General features: G+C 48.7%; 15 protein-coding genes. 9 read left to right on the plus strand and 6 right to left on the minus strand.

Annotated elements, in window-relative coordinates; translation table 11 throughout:
• Window positions 1-182: 182 nt before the first annotated feature.
• The 6 genes from FTO70_RS06640 to FTO70_RS06665 all read left to right on the plus strand — a co-directional run bounded on the left by FTO70_RS06640 (window position 183) and on the right by FTO70_RS06665 (window position 6,056).
• Window positions 183-1,409 (plus strand): MgtC/SapB family protein, encoded by a 1,227-nt coding sequence (locus tag FTO70_RS06640; RefSeq protein ID WP_255335030.1) that lies wholly within the window; start codon window positions 183-185, stop codon window positions 1,407-1,409.
• Window positions 1,410-1,786: 377 nt separating this feature from the next.
• A complete protein-coding gene (locus FTO70_RS06645) occupies window positions 1,787-2,308 on the plus strand; it encodes a hypothetical protein (RefSeq protein ID WP_255334961.1) in 522 nt (173 codons plus the stop codon).
• Window positions 2,309-2,904: 596 nt separating this feature from the next.
• Window positions 2,905-3,132: a hypothetical protein gene (locus FTO70_RS06650; RefSeq protein WP_255334962.1), complete on the plus strand. Its 228-nt coding sequence runs from the start codon at window positions 2,905-2,907 to the stop codon at window positions 3,130-3,132.
• Window positions 3,133-3,226: 94 nt separating this feature from the next.
• Window positions 3,227-4,387 carry a tRNA (guanine(10)-N(2))-dimethyltransferase gene (locus FTO70_RS06655; RefSeq protein WP_255334963.1) on the plus strand — a complete coding sequence of 387 codons (1,161 nt, stop codon included), beginning with the start codon at window positions 3,227-3,229 and terminating at the stop codon, window positions 4,385-4,387.
• Window positions 4,388-4,601: 214 nt separating this feature from the next.
• Window positions 4,602-5,294 carry a MarR family winged helix-turn-helix transcriptional regulator gene (locus FTO70_RS06660; protein WP_255334964.1) on the plus strand — a complete coding sequence of 231 codons (693 nt, stop codon included), beginning with the start codon at window positions 4,602-4,604 and terminating at the stop codon, window positions 5,292-5,294.
• A 66-nt stretch (window positions 5,295-5,360) separates the two neighbouring features.
• Window positions 5,361-6,056, plus strand: a complete 696-nt coding sequence (locus FTO70_RS06665) for a DUF2110 family protein (protein ID WP_255334965.1) — start codon at window positions 5,361-5,363, stop codon at window positions 6,054-6,056.
• A gap of 207 nt (window positions 6,057-6,263) precedes the next feature.
• On the opposite strand, the gene FTO70_RS06670 is transcribed toward FTO70_RS06665, so the two are convergent.
• The gene (locus FTO70_RS06670) at window positions 6,264-6,950 is read right to left on the minus strand and encodes a V4R domain-containing protein (RefSeq protein ID WP_255334966.1); all 687 of its coding nucleotides are present in this window, start codon (window positions 6,948-6,950) and stop codon (window positions 6,264-6,266) included.
• Window positions 6,951-7,458: 508 nt separating this feature from the next.
• On the opposite strand from FTO70_RS06670, the gene FTO70_RS06675 reads away from it, so the two are divergent.
• Window positions 7,459-8,178 carry a PspA/IM30 family protein gene (locus FTO70_RS06675; protein WP_255334967.1) on the plus strand — a complete coding sequence of 240 codons (720 nt, stop codon included), beginning with the start codon at window positions 7,459-7,461 and terminating at the stop codon, window positions 8,176-8,178.
• Window positions 8,175-8,453, plus strand: a complete 279-nt coding sequence (locus FTO70_RS06680; RefSeq protein WP_255334968.1) for a hypothetical protein — start codon at window positions 8,175-8,177, stop codon at window positions 8,451-8,453. The genes FTO70_RS06675 and FTO70_RS06680 overlap by 4 nt, the downstream gene beginning before the upstream one ends.
• A 135-nt stretch (window positions 8,454-8,588) precedes the next feature.
• Here the strand turns inward: FTO70_RS06680 and FTO70_RS06685 are convergent, their stop codons facing one another.
• Together FTO70_RS06685 and FTO70_RS06690 are read right to left on the minus strand one after the other, a co-directional pair.
• Complete coding sequence (locus tag FTO70_RS06685) at window positions 8,589-9,005, minus strand: universal stress protein (RefSeq protein ID WP_255335031.1); 417 nt, start codon at window positions 9,003-9,005, stop codon at window positions 8,589-8,591.
• A gap of 131 nt (window positions 9,006-9,136) precedes the next feature.
• Complete coding sequence (locus FTO70_RS06690) at window positions 9,137-11,338, minus strand: histidine kinase dimerization/phosphoacceptor domain -containing protein (RefSeq protein WP_255334969.1); 2,202 nt, start codon at window positions 11,336-11,338, stop codon at window positions 9,137-9,139.
• 435 nt (window positions 11,339-11,773) lie between these two features.
• On the opposite strand from FTO70_RS06690, the gene FTO70_RS06695 reads away from it, so the two are divergent.
• On the plus strand, window positions 11,774-12,208 hold the full coding sequence (locus FTO70_RS06695; RefSeq protein ID WP_255334970.1) for a hypothetical protein: 435 nt from the start codon (window positions 11,774-11,776) through the stop codon (window positions 12,206-12,208).
• A gap of 167 nt (window positions 12,209-12,375) precedes the next feature.
• Here the strand turns inward: FTO70_RS06695 and FTO70_RS06700 are convergent, their stop codons facing one another.
• The 3 genes from FTO70_RS06700 to FTO70_RS06710 are packed head-to-tail and all read right to left on the minus strand — an operon-like array spanning window position 12,376 to window position 14,632.
• Window positions 12,376-13,056 carry a (Fe-S)-binding protein gene (locus FTO70_RS06700; protein WP_255334971.1) on the minus strand — a complete coding sequence of 227 codons (681 nt, stop codon included), beginning with the start codon at window positions 13,054-13,056 and terminating at the stop codon, window positions 12,376-12,378.
• A 2-nt stretch (window positions 13,057-13,058) separates the two neighbouring features.
• Window positions 13,059-13,763 (minus strand): GTP-binding protein, encoded by a 705-nt coding sequence (locus tag FTO70_RS06705; RefSeq protein WP_255334972.1) that lies wholly within the window; start codon window positions 13,761-13,763, stop codon window positions 13,059-13,061.
• Entirely contained in the window at window positions 13,760-14,632 is an 873-nt protein-coding gene (locus FTO70_RS06710; protein WP_255334973.1) for an ATP-binding cassette domain-containing protein, read from the minus strand. The genes FTO70_RS06705 and FTO70_RS06710 overlap by 4 nt, the downstream gene beginning before the upstream one ends.
• Between the last annotated feature and the right edge of the window lie 134 nt (window positions 14,633-14,766).

Genomic DNA, 14,766 nt, shown 5'->3' on the forward strand with positions numbered 1-14,766 from the left:
CCCTTCTACATTGTTCCAGACCTTTTTATCCGGTTTTGCCTGAACGGAATACTTAAAATAAATTAAAACCGAATTCTACACATTGAATTTTTAAATGCAGAAAGCTCTGAGGTTGAGTTACGGACGTAATCCAGGAATTCGGTTTTGACCCTGTATTCCTTGATTTCCTGAAAAAGCTGGGCATCGCCTTTCTGATAGGGATCCTGGTCGGGATAGAAAGGGAGCACAGGAGCCAGGAACATGACATCTTTGCAGGCGTAAGGACCTACAGCATAACCTGCATCACAGGGATGGTAACAGCCCTGCTGGCAGCCTCCACGGGGTCCGGGATAGTGTACGTAGCCGCGCTCTTCTTTGCGGCGGTCTGTTCTATCATCACCTACGCCAAGATCTTTCTCTTCAAGCGGATAGGGGTAACCAGCCCGATTACCCTCTTTTTTATTTTCATAATGGGGGTCCTTGTGGGGTATGATTACGGCCTGTTTGCAATCGTCTCTTCTATTGTTGTGACCTTCCTGCTGATCCAGAAAAAAACCCTCCATGAGTTTGCGGGAAGCCTGAACAGGGAAGAGCTTTTCAATGCCATGCAGTTCCTGGCCGTGGCCTTCATCCTCTATCCCGTGATGCCCGGGAAAAAGTTTTTCGGGCTTGTCAACCTCAAGTCCGCAATCCTCATTGTTGTTCTGGTTTCCCTTATCAGTTTCCTGAGTTACGTGCTCCTGAAAAGGTACGGGACAAAACGCGGGCTCTCTTATTCAGGCTTTTTAGGCGGGTTTGTGAACAGCGAGGCCACCACGGGAGCCCTTGCCGGGATATCAAAGAAATCCCCTGAAATGGCAGACCCGGTCCTGATCGGGATTTTGCTCTGCAACACTTCGATGCTGGTCAGGAACCTTGTGGTGGCATTGATAGTTGACCCGAGCGGAAAGACGACCCTTTTGATGCTCCCACCGCAGATTGTTATCATCCTGCTCTCCGGAATTATCGTGCTCAAGCGCAACAGGAGACTCTGTGCTATCGGGAAAGAGACCCTGGAAATCCAGTCTCCCTTCTCCCTGGGCCCGGCGTTTAAGTTCGGCACCGCCTTCACCCTCATCCTCATCATAGGAAACGCTGCCTATGACTTTGCAGGCACAATCGGGATCTACGCCACCGCCCTCGGGGCCTTCGTAAGCAGTTCGGGGGTCATCGTGTCCGTAACCCTCCTTGCGGTAAACGGAAACATCTCCTACGCAACCGCAGCAGAAACGGCCGTGCTCGCAAGCCTCATCAGCACGGTAAACAAGATTCTCCTCTCTAAAATTTCCGGCTCCGCAGAACTTTTCTCCCTGGCAAAGAACATTTTCGGGCTTATCACCCTCACAGGGGCTGCAGCCCTTTTGTTGTGGAGCCGCATGGGAGGGGTGTGAGGGGCTTTTTGGAATTCACTCTTTTTTATTATTTTTATATACTTGGCCCGGAATATACATAAATATAAATGAGGGGATAAAATATATTTATATGTACATTGGGCCATAAAATAAGATAACCCTTTGAAACATAAATCAGCTAATCGGATCAGCTGATCGAATGCGATATTGAATCAACTAATCGGATCGGCTGATTGAATGAGCTAATCTAATGAGATCATTGAATCAGCTCATTGAAACACAATTGCTGCAAAAATCCGGAAACGAAAAATTGATGCAGCAAAATACCCGAAAATAATGTGACTTAGATATGAATTTCAGGATTGTATGTGCATAATCCCGGAATTTCTTAATTGTTAAAGTGGGGATGTATTAAGATGAAAACAAAGATCATTGTTCTGCTTCTTGTCTTGAGCGCCGTGCTACTCTCGGGGTGTGTGGGAGAAGAACAGCCAGCTCCGGAACCTGAAGAAAACGTAACAGAGGAAGAAACGGTAACGCCTGAAGAAACGGTTACAGAGGAAGAAACAGTAACAGAGGAAGAAACGGAAATACCGGAAGAAACTGTAACAGAGGAAGAAACGGAAACACCTGAAGAAAACGTAACAGAGGAAGAAGCGGAGACTCCCGCTCCTATACGGACAACTCCCTATACAATAAGGCTGGAAAACTACAGGGCAACGCCTTCAAGCCTTGATATCAAACAGGGAGAAATCGTTGCCTGGATAAATTTCCAGGACAGGATATTTACTCTGGTTAGTGAAGAAGGGCTCTTTGAGAACACAAACCTGGTCTACAGGCGCTCCTTTGCCTATACGTTTAACGAAACCGGCACCTATACTTTCACTGTAATCGGGCAGCCCAAGATGACCGTTACAATTGATGTAACAGAGCCCTGAACTAAACTTGTTCATAAAATAAATCCTGAATCCGAAATCACCTGAGTCTAAAAATACTAAGTCTTCCTGCCTGTGATTTCAAAAAGCAGGCAGACGAAGATATATACGAAGGTAGATGCAAAATGCAGGCCGGAAAAGAAAACAGGCCTTTTCCGGAAAATCTTTTTTTATGTCTTATTTGCTGTCTGATTAATCGGGTTCTGAATATTATGAAGAGAACCTGAATACCATATAGATACTTCCGTTTTTCCCTTACACGTTTTTAAGTCCGGGCATTATAATGTGCCCCCCCAGCTTTTTTCTGTATAATACTTCCATTAATCCTAAAGCATTTTTGCAATCCAATTTATATCGGAAAACCCCGCCAGCTTGCCTGGCGGCGCCTCTCCAAAAAAACGACGTAGAATCTATTCAAAAAACGACGTAAGATGACGAATTCCGGTTGTAAGGACCAGAATTCAGGATTTCAGGCCATGATTATTCTTTTTATCGTCCAGACCCTGCATCCCTGTTATTTCTTGATTTCATCCCAAATATTTTCACGGAAATGTTATTATTTATAAAGGACTTATATTAAAAAGGAGTGGAAAAAGAAAGTGCAGAGGGGGATGATTAGAACAAATAAATTCTCCCTTATTCCGGCCCTGGCTTTAGCATCGGGGCCATTATTCATGTCAGCATTCCTTTCCGGCTATCTTGCTCCTGAAGAGGAAGCGCAGCAAAATGGAAACCTTGCTGAATACCCGGAAGATACAGATGTTCGTAAGGTGCAGATTTTCGGAAGATACAGGAGTCCCGGAAGAAACACCTCACTTTCGCATTAAATGAGGGTGGGACCTGTAATTTCCTCCTGGAAAGGTATCCGGAAATGCAGATGACCATCACTATAAAATAAGATATCAATGAATAGCATTCCAGATGATCTGCAAGATTATAACGGAAGGCACAACAAAGGTTTCGGTCCCGGTCCCTCCCCGGGACGCGGCCTTCCCTCCCTCGGCAGCCCCTGTATTCTACAACCCGGAAATGGAGCTCAACCGCGATATTAATGTCGCAGCTACGGCAGTTTTCGTGGAAAGGTTACTCGGGAAGAAGGACCTCCAGAGAGAAGAAGTCCGCTACCTGGACGCCTTCTCAGCTTCAGGAATCCGCGGGCTCCGGGTTGCAGGGGAGGTAGGAGTCCGTGCGACTTTAAACGACTGGAGCCCGGAAGCAGTCGAGCTTATACAGGAGAACATCAAACTCAACGGGCTGGAAGGAAGGGCAGAGGCTACCCGGAAAAATGCAAACGTGCTGCTCCACGAGCAAAAATTCCATATCGTGGACATCGACCCCTTCGGGACTCCCTCACCTTTCCTGGATGCGGCCTCGATGTCGGCCTACAACCTGCTCTCCGTCACGGCAACCGATACGGCTCCCCTCTGCGGGGCGCACCTGAATTCGGGGATAAGGAAGTATGCGGCTGTGCCCCTGAATAAGGAGTACCACAGTGAAATGGGGATGAGGGTCCTGCTCGGGGCCTGTGCGCGGGAACTTGCAAAACACGAGAAAGGAATGGTCCCGCTGCTCTCCCATGCCACCAGGCACTATGTCCGCAGCTACCTGGAAATCCGCCACGGGGCCCAGCAGACTGACAGGACCCTTAAATCCATGGGCTTCTTTGTCCACTGCCCGAAATGCGGCTTTCGGGCGCCGGTCTACGGGCTTGCCCCGCATATTGCCCGGGAATGCCCTGCCTGCGGGGGAATAACCCAGGTCGCAGGCCCACTCTGGCTCGGCCCCCTTCGGGAAACCGGGTTCTGTGACGAGGTGCTTGCAGAACTTGAAAGTCGCCCCCTGAACACAAAAGAAAAAGCACAGAAGCTAGTCACCTTCTGCAGGGACGAACTCGATATCCCCATGTTCTACGACCAGCACGTGATCTGCAAGGAACTGGGGGCATCGGCTACGGGAATCGAGATCCTGATAGAGGCCCTCAGGGCCCGGGGGTATGAAGCCTCAAGAACCCATTTCAGCGGGACCTCGTTCAAGACCGATGCGCCACTAGCTGAAATTAAGGAGATTATCCGGACCCTGTAAGAAAAGCGGCTTCAGGGGAATGGATAATTCCAGGGAATGTTAATTCCAGGAACTTCGAATCCCCGTGATTTAGGTCCCCTTGATTGTGATCCCCATGATTGAGGTCCCCGTGGCTATCAATCTGCATGCCCGGTTGAAAGACCTGGTTGAAAAGCCTGGTTGAAAAGCTTTAAAGACAGAAACTGTATAAATATCATGCAAAAATTATTGAATAATGAAAAATACTTCAGACCTGTCAGATCCTCAAGTAATCCGCAAAAAAGCGTTCCAATGTGATATCATGTCCGATGAAGATGCAGAGAAGTTGTTTTTGCAGGAAAAACCCACCCTCGCGCTGCTATTTATAGGCTCGAAGGAAAAGACCTATGCCTCCGTGATTTCGAAGGAGATAGACTCCACTTTTGCCCACACCACGAGAATCCTCTCGAAAATGGAACAGTGCGGACTCATCAGATTCACATTCGAAGGGCGGATCAAATTTGTCGAACTTACGGAATACGGAAGGAAAGTGGAAGCTGCCCTGAAAGAGTTCCGGGACATAATCGGGGATGAAAAAGAGGCTCTGAAAGAAGAGGAACCCGGGAGGAGCGGAGAAGGGGAATTTTCGGAACTCAGGGAAAACCCCGATGAAGGGGAAGGATCCGAACCCGAAAAAGAGCTTGACCCGGTAAACTCCGAACTCCTGGATAAAATCCGGAACTTCAGGAGCAGGATCGAGCACATCCACAGGGAAGCAGTCGGGCAGGGAGAGAGCCGGGATACGATTTCCCGGAAACTCGGCCCCTACAGCCGGGACATCAAAAAGCTCCGGAACCAGGTGGATACGGCAGAAAGCCCTATTGACGAAACAGTTAATGAAGCCCTGGAAGAAAGTGCAGGGCTCCTTGAATCATACCTCAAAGGCTGATCCTTATCAGGACAGTCCTTATCTTATACATTGAAGCGCTGATATTTGTAAAGCGGCAGGAAGAACATGAAAAAAGTTGTAACACTCCAGCACGTATACGGAAAAAACAAGGAAAAAACCATCGGTTCAATTAAAACCCTGGTTGAGAACGAGTTAAAAGACCTTGATGTGAAGCTTGAAATTTCGGTTACTCCGGAAAACTGGGCCGAGTTTTCCCTTGAGGGGGACGACGAGGAGGTCTCGGCAAACTTTCTGGTTTCCAGGTACGGGACCCCGGCAGCAAGAGCCGAACCCGGGAAAGTTTACATAGGTTTTCTCCAGACCTTCGAAGAGGGAGCCTTCCTGGTCAATATCGGGGTCCCGGTGCGGGTCGAAGCCGGGGAACTGGTAGCCCTGGGCCCGGGAAAGCCAAAACAGCTTGCAGCCAGGTTCGGGCTGGTCCCTCACCTGCCGGTTGAAATCGAGGTCTTTGTGGCAAACGGAAAGCAAAAAGCCCGCTTTACCAAAAAGCAGCTTGACCTCTGGTGGAGCTGGAAAAAAGCGGCTACCGACAGGGTTATCGTGAACGGCGCAACCCGCTCGGAAATCAAAAGCGCAATCAAAAAGACCGGGCACGGAAGGGATATTTACGAAGTCGAGCGCCTGGGGATCCTGGAGCATGCAATTATCTGCCGGGAAAAGACTGACGGGCCGGGAATCGTGGCGGCAATCGGGCCGCGCATGAAATCGGAAATGGGAGTCGTAATCGGAGATTCAAAGTAAGAACGGTTTCCAGCCAGGCTTTAAGAACAGTTTTCATCCAGGCAGGTTTCGGTTGGGAAAGTTCCGGCCGAAAAAACCTGGAATCCCTTAATATTTTCCTTTTGGATTTTTTACGCAGCAGCCGGCCAGGAGAGAAAAGTTTCCGGAAAACTCCGGCTGCCTACATCAAAAAACCAGGATGTTATGCTGAATTTCTGAAAAAATAGTTTACAGTGTAATCTCAAAAAGGCAGTGCCCGTGTCCGGTCCCGTAGCATTCCGTTTCCCGGACCCTGTACTCCTGTCCCAGCTTTTCTCTGAGAATCCCTTCGATCAGGCCTTCATTGAAAGCACAGAAGGGTTTTCCGATCACGGGCAGAGATTCGGCCTTGAAGGGGTTTTCGACCCGGAATGAAACAGGTTCTGTCCCGGAGACTGAAACGCGGCATTTCCAGTGTGATTCCAGAAAAACGCCTATCTCTTTCAGGAGTTCTTCAGGGGCCCTGGCTTCGAATGTCGGGGCGAGGCGTCTTCCTACGTCGTTTCCTATCATCTTCACAACCGGTGCGTTGTCTATTCCGTAGGCTTCAAAACCGAAACGAAGGGTGTGGAAAAGGGCTTCCATGAAGTAGGACCTGTCCACCATCCCGTTTCCGGCAACCTTTTCAAGCAGGCTGTTGTAGTGCTCAAAAACGGGTTTCTGGGAGCAGCCCATGTAGTAAGACGTAAGGGAATATATTTTCCGGCGCCTGTCCTCCGGGTCGACTCTTTCTTCCACAAGCTCGCAGGACCTGAGGTTATTAAGGTGTACAGAAACCGTGGACTTGGCCTTTGAGGTGTATTTCACGATTTCATCAAAGGACCTCGGTTCTTCCCTTAGCAGGTCGAGGATCTGGAGCTTTACGGGACTGTCCACGGCAACAAGACCTGAATCAGTATAAAAAAATTCTGTTTTATTTTCGGGCCTTCCCATAATATCTTTAGATAAGTTAGATTATTCAATATATAAAACGTTCGCAAAACCACGAATAATCGCGCTTAATATATAATTTAAAAGATATTCTATTACCCGGTCCTGATTCCTGAAGGCTCCTTTTTTCCGGGAGATAGCATGAAGAGATAGAATAAAATATGACCCGCTACAAAACTGTTAGGCAGGAAAAAGGCGCCTGAAGTGGCAGAAAATTACCTTTAATCAATAAGATACGAATATTGTTCAGATACTGTTCAGATACTGTTCGTGTTCAGGTACTGTTCAGGTACTGTTCAGGTACTGTTCGGACACTTTTCGGGTACTGTTCAGGTACTGTTCGTGTTCGGATACTGTTCGGACACTTTTCGGGTACTATTTAAGAAATTGATTTTAGAAATCGATTTAAGAAATTGATTTTAGAAATTGATTTTAAAATCAAAGGGGTGAAAGCATGGGGTTGCTGAAACGCATGGAAACGGTGTTCAAATCGAAGATGAACAAAGTTGTCAACAGAATGGAAGACCCGCGGGAAACGCTAGATTACTCTTATGAAAAGCAGCTGGAACTGCTCCAGAACGTGAAGAGGGGCGTAGCAGAGGTTGCAAGCTCGAAAAAGCGCCTCCAGCTCCAGCGGGCAAAACTGCTGCAGAGCACGGACAAACTTGAAAAACAGGCAAAAGATGCGCTTGCGGCAGATAGGGAAGACCTGGCAAGGCTTGCCCTTGAACGAAAAGCCGCTCTTATGCAGCAGGTTGAGGGCATTGACGGGGAGATTGCCGAACTTGAAAAGCAGGAAGAAAAGCTGATAGCTTCGGAAAAGCGCCTCTCCACCAAAGTCGAGATCTTCAGGACCCGGAAGGAGTCCATCAAGGCCCAGTATTCCGCAGCTGAAGCCCAGGTCAGGATCAACGAGTCCGTAACCGGGATCAGCGAGGAGATGGCCGACGTGGGCCTTGCCCTGGAAAGGGCCGAAAACAAGACCGATGAGATGAAAGCCCGTGCCGAGGCCATTGATGAGCTGATGGAAGCCGGAACCCTCGAAGACCTCACGGGCAGCAGGGACGAAATCGAACGGGAACTTGCAAAAATCAGCACCCAGAGCAGTGTCGAATCCGAACTTACAAGGCTGAAGGCAGAATCCGGCAAGGAACCTGAGGAGGCGGGAAAATGATTATCAGGATCATAGGCGAAGGGCAGTTCCGGGTGCGTGGGGCCCTCTGCGATGAACTGAACCAGATTGACAACCGGATCGTGGGCCTTGTTGCGGAAGGAAAAGCCGAAGAATTCCGAAAGGAGCTTGTGAAGCTGATTGCCTCCATCCGGGAAAATGGAGAACCGTTAAAAGCGGAAGAAATAGTTGAGTCCGATATCATAGTGCCCCCGGAAGACCTGAGCCTTGAAGAGGCAAGAGACGTATTTACGGGATCCGGGATTTTTGAGGATTGAACAGTTGCAGCCTCAGGGAAGCCTCATTGATCCGGATATGAATATTAGCTATCAGCTGAATACTGGTGAAAATTAGCTATCAGCTGAATACCAATGAAAATTAGCTGAAAATTAGCAGGCCTTCCGGGCCTGCATTCACCGCACAACCATTACCGGAACTTTTGAATGCCTGAGGACATTCTCTGCAACGCTCCCGATAAGGAACCGTTTGATCCCTGTCAGGCCCTGTGTACCCATTACTATCAGGTCAATATCACTTTTCTCTGCATATTCAAGGATTTCTTCAGCCGGGCTGCCTTTTAGCACTACGGGCTCCACCTTAACTCCGGCATCTTTTCCAAGTTTTTCTACATGGCCGGTTGCAGCTTCTCCCCTATCGGCCAGGTATTTTTCAAATGCTTCGGTCCAGCCCATAACCGTCCGTGCAGTTGCTGCATGCTCGGTAGAAATAATATACAGGGCGTACACATCAGCTCCGGTTGCCTTTGCAATATTTATTCCGTAAGAAACTGCATTCCTGGCATTTTCCGAACCGTCGGTTGCAATAAGGATTTTTTTGAAAAGATTTCCCTGTGTCGTATCAACTCCCCCTAAGTCCTATAATATAAAATATGCCTTATTACTATTAAAATTTCATCCCGAATTGGATTGTAAATCGGCTTCGGCTTATTTTAGCAGCCTGTCTACCCGTGTCCCTGGCAGCCTCCACCCCCCATCTGCTTTTCAGTTTGTTCCCCTGGCCTGACCCTGAATTTGATAGTAAACTTCGTGCCTTCATTTCTCTCTAGCCCGAGGCTTCCCTCAATCTGGGCTACAAGGGCATTTACGAGTTGCAAGCCAAGAGTACCCGGGTTTTTGAAATCTATTTCTTCCGGAAAACCTACCCCGGAATCCTCATAAATCAGTGTAAATTCTTCTTCAGGGAGAGGGCCTTTCCGGGAACTTTCGAAGATAGAAGCCGGTTTTGAGGTCCCGTTTTCGTTTGTTTTGGCCCGGGACAGTGCTATATGAATTTTCCCTCCGGTCCCTGCCGGAAATGCGTATTTCAGGGAGTTTGTGAAGAGTTCGTTAATTATGATGCCCAGGGAAATTGCCGTGTCGACCCCGAGAAAAACCCTGCCCACCTCCAGGTTCACCCGGACATTCGAACTCCCCAGCCTGTATGATTTGAGCAGGTCTGCTATCAATTTACGGATATAAGAGGAAAAATCAAGGAAATCAAGGTCCCCGGATTCGTATAGTTCCTCGTGGATGAGAGACATTGACACTATCCGGTTTTCACTGTCTAAAAAGGCTTCTGCAACCTTCTTATCCGTGAACTTTTCCGCCTGCAGGTCCAGCAGGGAAGAGACAATCTGCAGGTTATTCTTGATCCTGTGGTTGATCTCCTTTTTCCGGAGCTGCTCAGCCTTTGCCAGGGCTTCTTCTGCAACTTTCCTCTCGGTAATGTCAATGACCACGCCCTGGAAATACGTGGCCCTGCCTTCCGAATCCCGCTGGATGAAGGTCCTCTCGTCAACCCAGCGCATTTTTCCGTCCCTGGTGAAGATCCGGTATTCCATCTTGAAACTTTCATACCCGGCTTCAATGCAGTAGTCGAGCCCTTCCCTGACCCTGTCTATATCTTCCCTGTGAACGATGTCCCCGTAAAGGACTTTTCCCGAAGTGAAGTCTTCTACCGCATACCCGAACTGTGACACGTTTTCGGAAACGAAATCCGCAGGCCAGTTTTCCTCATTCCGCCATAAAAAGACCACTGCAGGGCTGTTGTTGATTATGGTCCAGAGCACTTTCTGCACTTCAAGGACTATTTTAAGGGCTTCTTCGCTTTCCCTGGGCCCGCTGAGCTCCGGCATTACCCCTAAAAGTCCTGCATTTTCCCTTGAAATGTCCCCACATTTCTTTTTATAAATCGCCGTAAGCCCTTCGGGAATCACATCTTCCAGCTCAAGCATGGAATGCCTCAAGGCGTTTCTCTTCGAAAAGGACTCCGTCTGCCCCTCAAAGAGTTCTTCATTGCCCTGAAGAACCCATTTCCTGTCCTTAAAATAGATTGGAGCGGGAATGGTATCAAGCAGGGTCTCAAGAAAACGTACCCTGTTTTGAAGTCTCTGGTTGATCTTACCGCATTCAAGGATTTTCGTGACCAGATCCAGGACAGACCTGAGAAAATATACCTCTTCAGGGGCAAAATCTCTGGGTTCCAGGCTTTGAAGCGTCATAAGCAGACGGGAGCTGTCCTGGGTTTCTACGGGAATGCAGATCCCGCCTTCAAACTCCCGTGATGGGCAGGTTTCATCTACCTCCGCACTCAGGTCTGGCTCTCTTCCGGAAGGAAGGTCGTAAGAGGGAAAAAAACCAGCTTGAGGATATTTCAAAATTTTACAGGACTCTACTTCAAGGGTTGAAGTAACCATTGCTGCGGCATTATCCAGCAGTTCCCGGATGCCTGCGGATGAGAGGGAGAGCTCCCCGTATCTGGAAAGTACTTCGTGCTGTTTGTCTTTCACATGCAGCTTTTCTTCTTCCTGTTTTCCTGAACTGGTCTCAAGCCCGTGGATGTGTACGTATTCTTCCCCCAGGGGGGTAAACATGAGTGAGTATTTCCTTTCCTCCTCATCTACCTCAAAGTTCAGGGTGCTCTTTTCCATGAGCGCCTTCCGGACAAAACAGATAATTCTTGAAGGAAGTTTTTTTCCCGTGCAGGTCCCCCAGACCTCCATCAAAGGAACCCCTGCTTCGTTTGCGTAGAGCACAGTCCCATCTTTCCCAACCCTGAGGACGGGGGCGGGACTCGTTGAGAGGAGCTGCTTCATCCAGGTAAGCTCGTTTTCTTCGTCCTTAACTGAAGCCCTTTTTGTCCTGAAAACACCCTCTTTATGCAAAGTTATTCTTCCTGTGTATAATATCGGGGTTTCTGTATTAAAAATATTGCATTAAATATAAAGTTTCAATCCCTGTGAAACTGTTGGAAGTTTGAGGAGAACTTTGTGAAACTGTTGGATATTAGGGTAAATATTTGTGAAGCTGTTGGATTTTAGGGTAAATATTTGTGAAGCTGTTGGGTGCCCCTAAAAAGAGGTAGATCCTTAAAAGAGGTAGATCCTTAAAAGAGGTAGATCCTTAAAAGAGGTAGATCCTTAAAAGAGGTAGATCCTTAAAAGAGGTAGATCCTTAAAAGAGGTAGATCCTTAATAAAAAACGGATGTTTGCCGGTCAAAAACCTGAAAATCTGCCCTAATGTAGAATAATTTTTTATGGGTTCTCTTCCATCTGTAATTGAAAAAAAATATTTTGAATACATCCAGGTGGGATATAACTTGTCAAAAAAACAAATTATGCTTATTTTGTTCCTCACAACCGTACTCCTGGCTTCCGGCTGTCTCAGCGACGGCGGGACAAAATTCCAGATTTCCGGTAACGACACCGAAATTGCAGTAGACCTCCCCGGGACCGCGGAGGGAGAATGGTGCCCCGTAGGCTCTCATATCCAGGTCAAGAACCCTGCCACCGGCAAGACCCTTGACATGAATATAGTCGGTACCGAAGAGTTCGAAGGCAAAACCCTCTGCAAAGCCCTGCTTGAAACCGGAAGTGAAGAAGGCACTTCGAAGTTCGAATACATGTGGTCCGAAGACAAGAACACAACCGTATGGACAAAATATGATACCGGGGGAAACGTGTCCGTGAAATACATCTCCAGGGACGGAAAGACCACGATTATTGACGGAGAGGGAAGGACACTGGAGTTTTGAGAATCAGGACCAAGGCCTGTGAAACCGGGCAAAGGCTATGAAATATTTCAATATCCGGGAGTTTTTCTGCCCGGGCCCTATCCGTTTGTCGCGATGGGTCCCGTGCAGGTCCTTCCGTACCGGTCGTAAGTTTTCATAGTATTCTGATTTTCATAGTATTCTGATTTTCATAGTATTCTGATATCTTCAAGCCGGATGTGAAGCCCTGAGGGTTTCTGGAAGATCCTGTTCACCAGGGCCGTATGGGCAAGGCCGATCATGCAGTTGGCAGGCAGGAAGTACTGGCGGGTCCCAAGGACAGGGGGGGCTTTTATGGCACTGGCAATTCCTTCGAAAGCGTGGACATGATAAGCCTGGACATCATGAGCCTCTTCTTTTCTGGCGGCGAGGGGGCCTACGGTATGGCATTCGATCACACCTGTGACCGGGTTTGCGCTCAGGACCCTCAAGGCATGGTAGACAGGACACCCGGGACCCGCAGGCCTTCCGGTCACAAGGTCTCCTTTTTTAATTCCCCATTTTTCCACAAGGTCTGCCCTGAACGGCACTATGAATTTGCGTGCCGACGGCTCACCTGGCAACGGGAGGAGGACGAAGTCATATTCTTTCCCGACCACATCGGTTCCGGAGTAAGCTGGACTTTTCAGCGGGATTACGACCTTCTCCCGTCCCGCAATATTTTCCGGAGCCGCAAAATTCTCCCGGCTCACAAGATTTTCTTTATTGATATTGTGGAACGGGCAGAGGCCTATCTCTGTTAATCCGGCTCTCAGGCGGGAAGCAAAGTCCGAACAGGTCTGAGAACCGCAAGCCCCGCAGTTTTTGCCCGGAGGGGTCCATTCAATCACCCTCAATCACCTCTGTATACGGGCTCCTGCATATCCAGCGGCCGGAGGACCCCAAAGTGGTTTTTCCACCCGATTTCTTTTTTACCGATGCATATCGTGCATACGCCGAGCGGAGGAGACCCCCTGAGCATGACAGGTTCTGCCCCTGCCTCCGGCTGCCCGGAAACCCGTCTCATCAGGTACCTCAAGCCGGTCCCCTGAATTGCGTTCGTCTCCACGATGTCAATACCGGGGACAACTTTCCGGATGCTCTCCCTGAAGACTTCCTTTTCTGCCTGCGACACAAGGTCGGTCTTGGTAACAACCGCCACATCCGCAAGGGCGAGCAAAGGTGCCATCTTGAAAGGGGAATTTGTCCCTGAGATCGAGCTGATAACCGCAATCCCGAGAGAGCCCGTTGTATATGGGGTACACCTGAGGCAGAGGCCTGCACTTTCAATTATCAGGACGTTCCTTGAAAGGTCCTCAGCCCAGCGCAATGCATCCTCAAGGACCAGAATTCCCATGTGGTCGGGGCAGAGGTCTCCTGAATATACCTTTTTGGCCGGGATTCCGAACTCTTCTGCAAGTTCCTCGTCTTCAGTTGCATGCACAACATCAATTTTCAGGAAAGCAGGAAGTGCCCCTTCCGGGAGGTTTCTTATAATCTGGCGTATCACAGCGGTTTTCCCTCCGCTTGGAGGGCCTGCGACTATGAGAAGCTTCATTTGTAGCTCACCCCCCGTTCAACTGCAGCCATCGAAACTCCTGAGGAACCGGAGGACAGAGAGTCTGAGGACAGAGAGTCTGAGGACAGAGAGTCTGAGGACAGAGAACCCGAGGAAAAAGCAGCTCCGTCTCTGAGCAGCTCCCTGATCCGGTGGAGCCTGGCTTCGATTCCTGCAAGGTCTTCAATAAGGTGCTGTTCGTCTCCCATAGGTTCAATCACGGAAGAGACGCCTCCGTGCCTCATCACTATGCGCCTGCCGGCCGTAAGGGCAAGGTATGGGTCGTGTGTTACGAGGATAACAGCCTTATCTCCTCCCTGAAGCGACCGGATGACCCTGTCTTTGAAGATCCCGGCATTTTCGATCTCGTCGAGGAGCAGGATAGGGGTATCGCCGATTACCAGTGCATCTGCAATCATGAGAGACCGGGTCTGGCCCCCGGAGAGGCCGCTCATCCGGGTTTTAGGGGAAATCTCTTCTCCGGTAAATGTATTTGCAAGCTCTATTGTTTCATCAACCAAATCCTCCCTTCCAGGCTTCCGTGCCCTTATGTGCATCAGGAGGAAGGCTTCGACCGAGAGGTCTGCCAGGCAGCGTGTGTTCTGGGTAATAAGGGCAATCGGTTTGAAAGCCGGTTCCCGTATGAAGGCCTCGGGAGGTTCCTCGCCATCAATGAGAATCCTTCTCCCGGTTACGGTATCTCCCTGTGCAAGAGTTTCAATATCATTGATTAAGGCTGATTTTCCCGAACCTGTCGGGCCTACTATTGACAGGGTATCCCCTGGCCTGATCTCGATCCTGTCAAATCCTTCAGTTTCTCCTAACCTGTTTTTTCCGGACTGGATGGTAAGAGTGAATTGGTGTGTCATGTACTCAGAAGTTCGGGCACGAATATTATAAATATTTTCCTAAAAAAGAATAACTTTATCCTTTTAAGCAAAAAATGTGAAATATATTTTCCTTAAATGGCTAATTTTACTAATATTTTGGTAAATATGCTTAG

It is taken from the genome of Methanosarcina sp. KYL-1 (assembly GCF_024372725.1).
GTDB lineage: Archaea > Halobacteriota > Methanosarcinia > Methanosarcinales > Methanosarcinaceae > Methanosarcina.

Excerpts from the sequence above, each read along its gene's own strand:
- FTO70_RS06645 (WP_255334961.1), top strand. The coding sequence starts at position 1,787 with ATGAAAACAAAGATCATTGTTCTGCTTCTTGTCTTGAGCGCCGTGCTA.
- FTO70_RS06655 (WP_255334963.1), top strand. The coding sequence starts at position 3,227 with ATGATCTGCAAGATTATAACGGAAGGCACAACAAAGGTTTCGGTCCCG.
- FTO70_RS06660 (WP_255334964.1), top strand. The coding sequence starts at position 4,602 with ATGAAAAATACTTCAGACCTGTCAGATCCTCAAGTAATCCGCAAAAAA.
- FTO70_RS06665 (WP_255334965.1), top strand. The coding sequence starts at position 5,361 with ATGAAAAAAGTTGTAACACTCCAGCACGTATACGGAAAAAACAAGGAA.
- FTO70_RS06675 (WP_255334967.1), top strand. The coding sequence starts at position 7,459 with ATGGGGTTGCTGAAACGCATGGAAACGGTGTTCAAATCGAAGATGAAC.
- FTO70_RS06680 (WP_255334968.1), top strand. The coding sequence starts at position 8,175 with ATGATTATCAGGATCATAGGCGAAGGGCAGTTCCGGGTGCGTGGGGCC.
- FTO70_RS06705 (WP_255334972.1), bottom strand. The coding sequence starts at position 13,763 with ATGAAGCTTCTCATAGTCGCAGGCCCTCCAAGCGGAGGGAAAACCGCT.
- FTO70_RS06710 (WP_255334973.1), bottom strand. The coding sequence starts at position 14,632 with ATGACACACCAATTCACTCTTACCATCCAGTCCGGAAAAAACAGGTTA.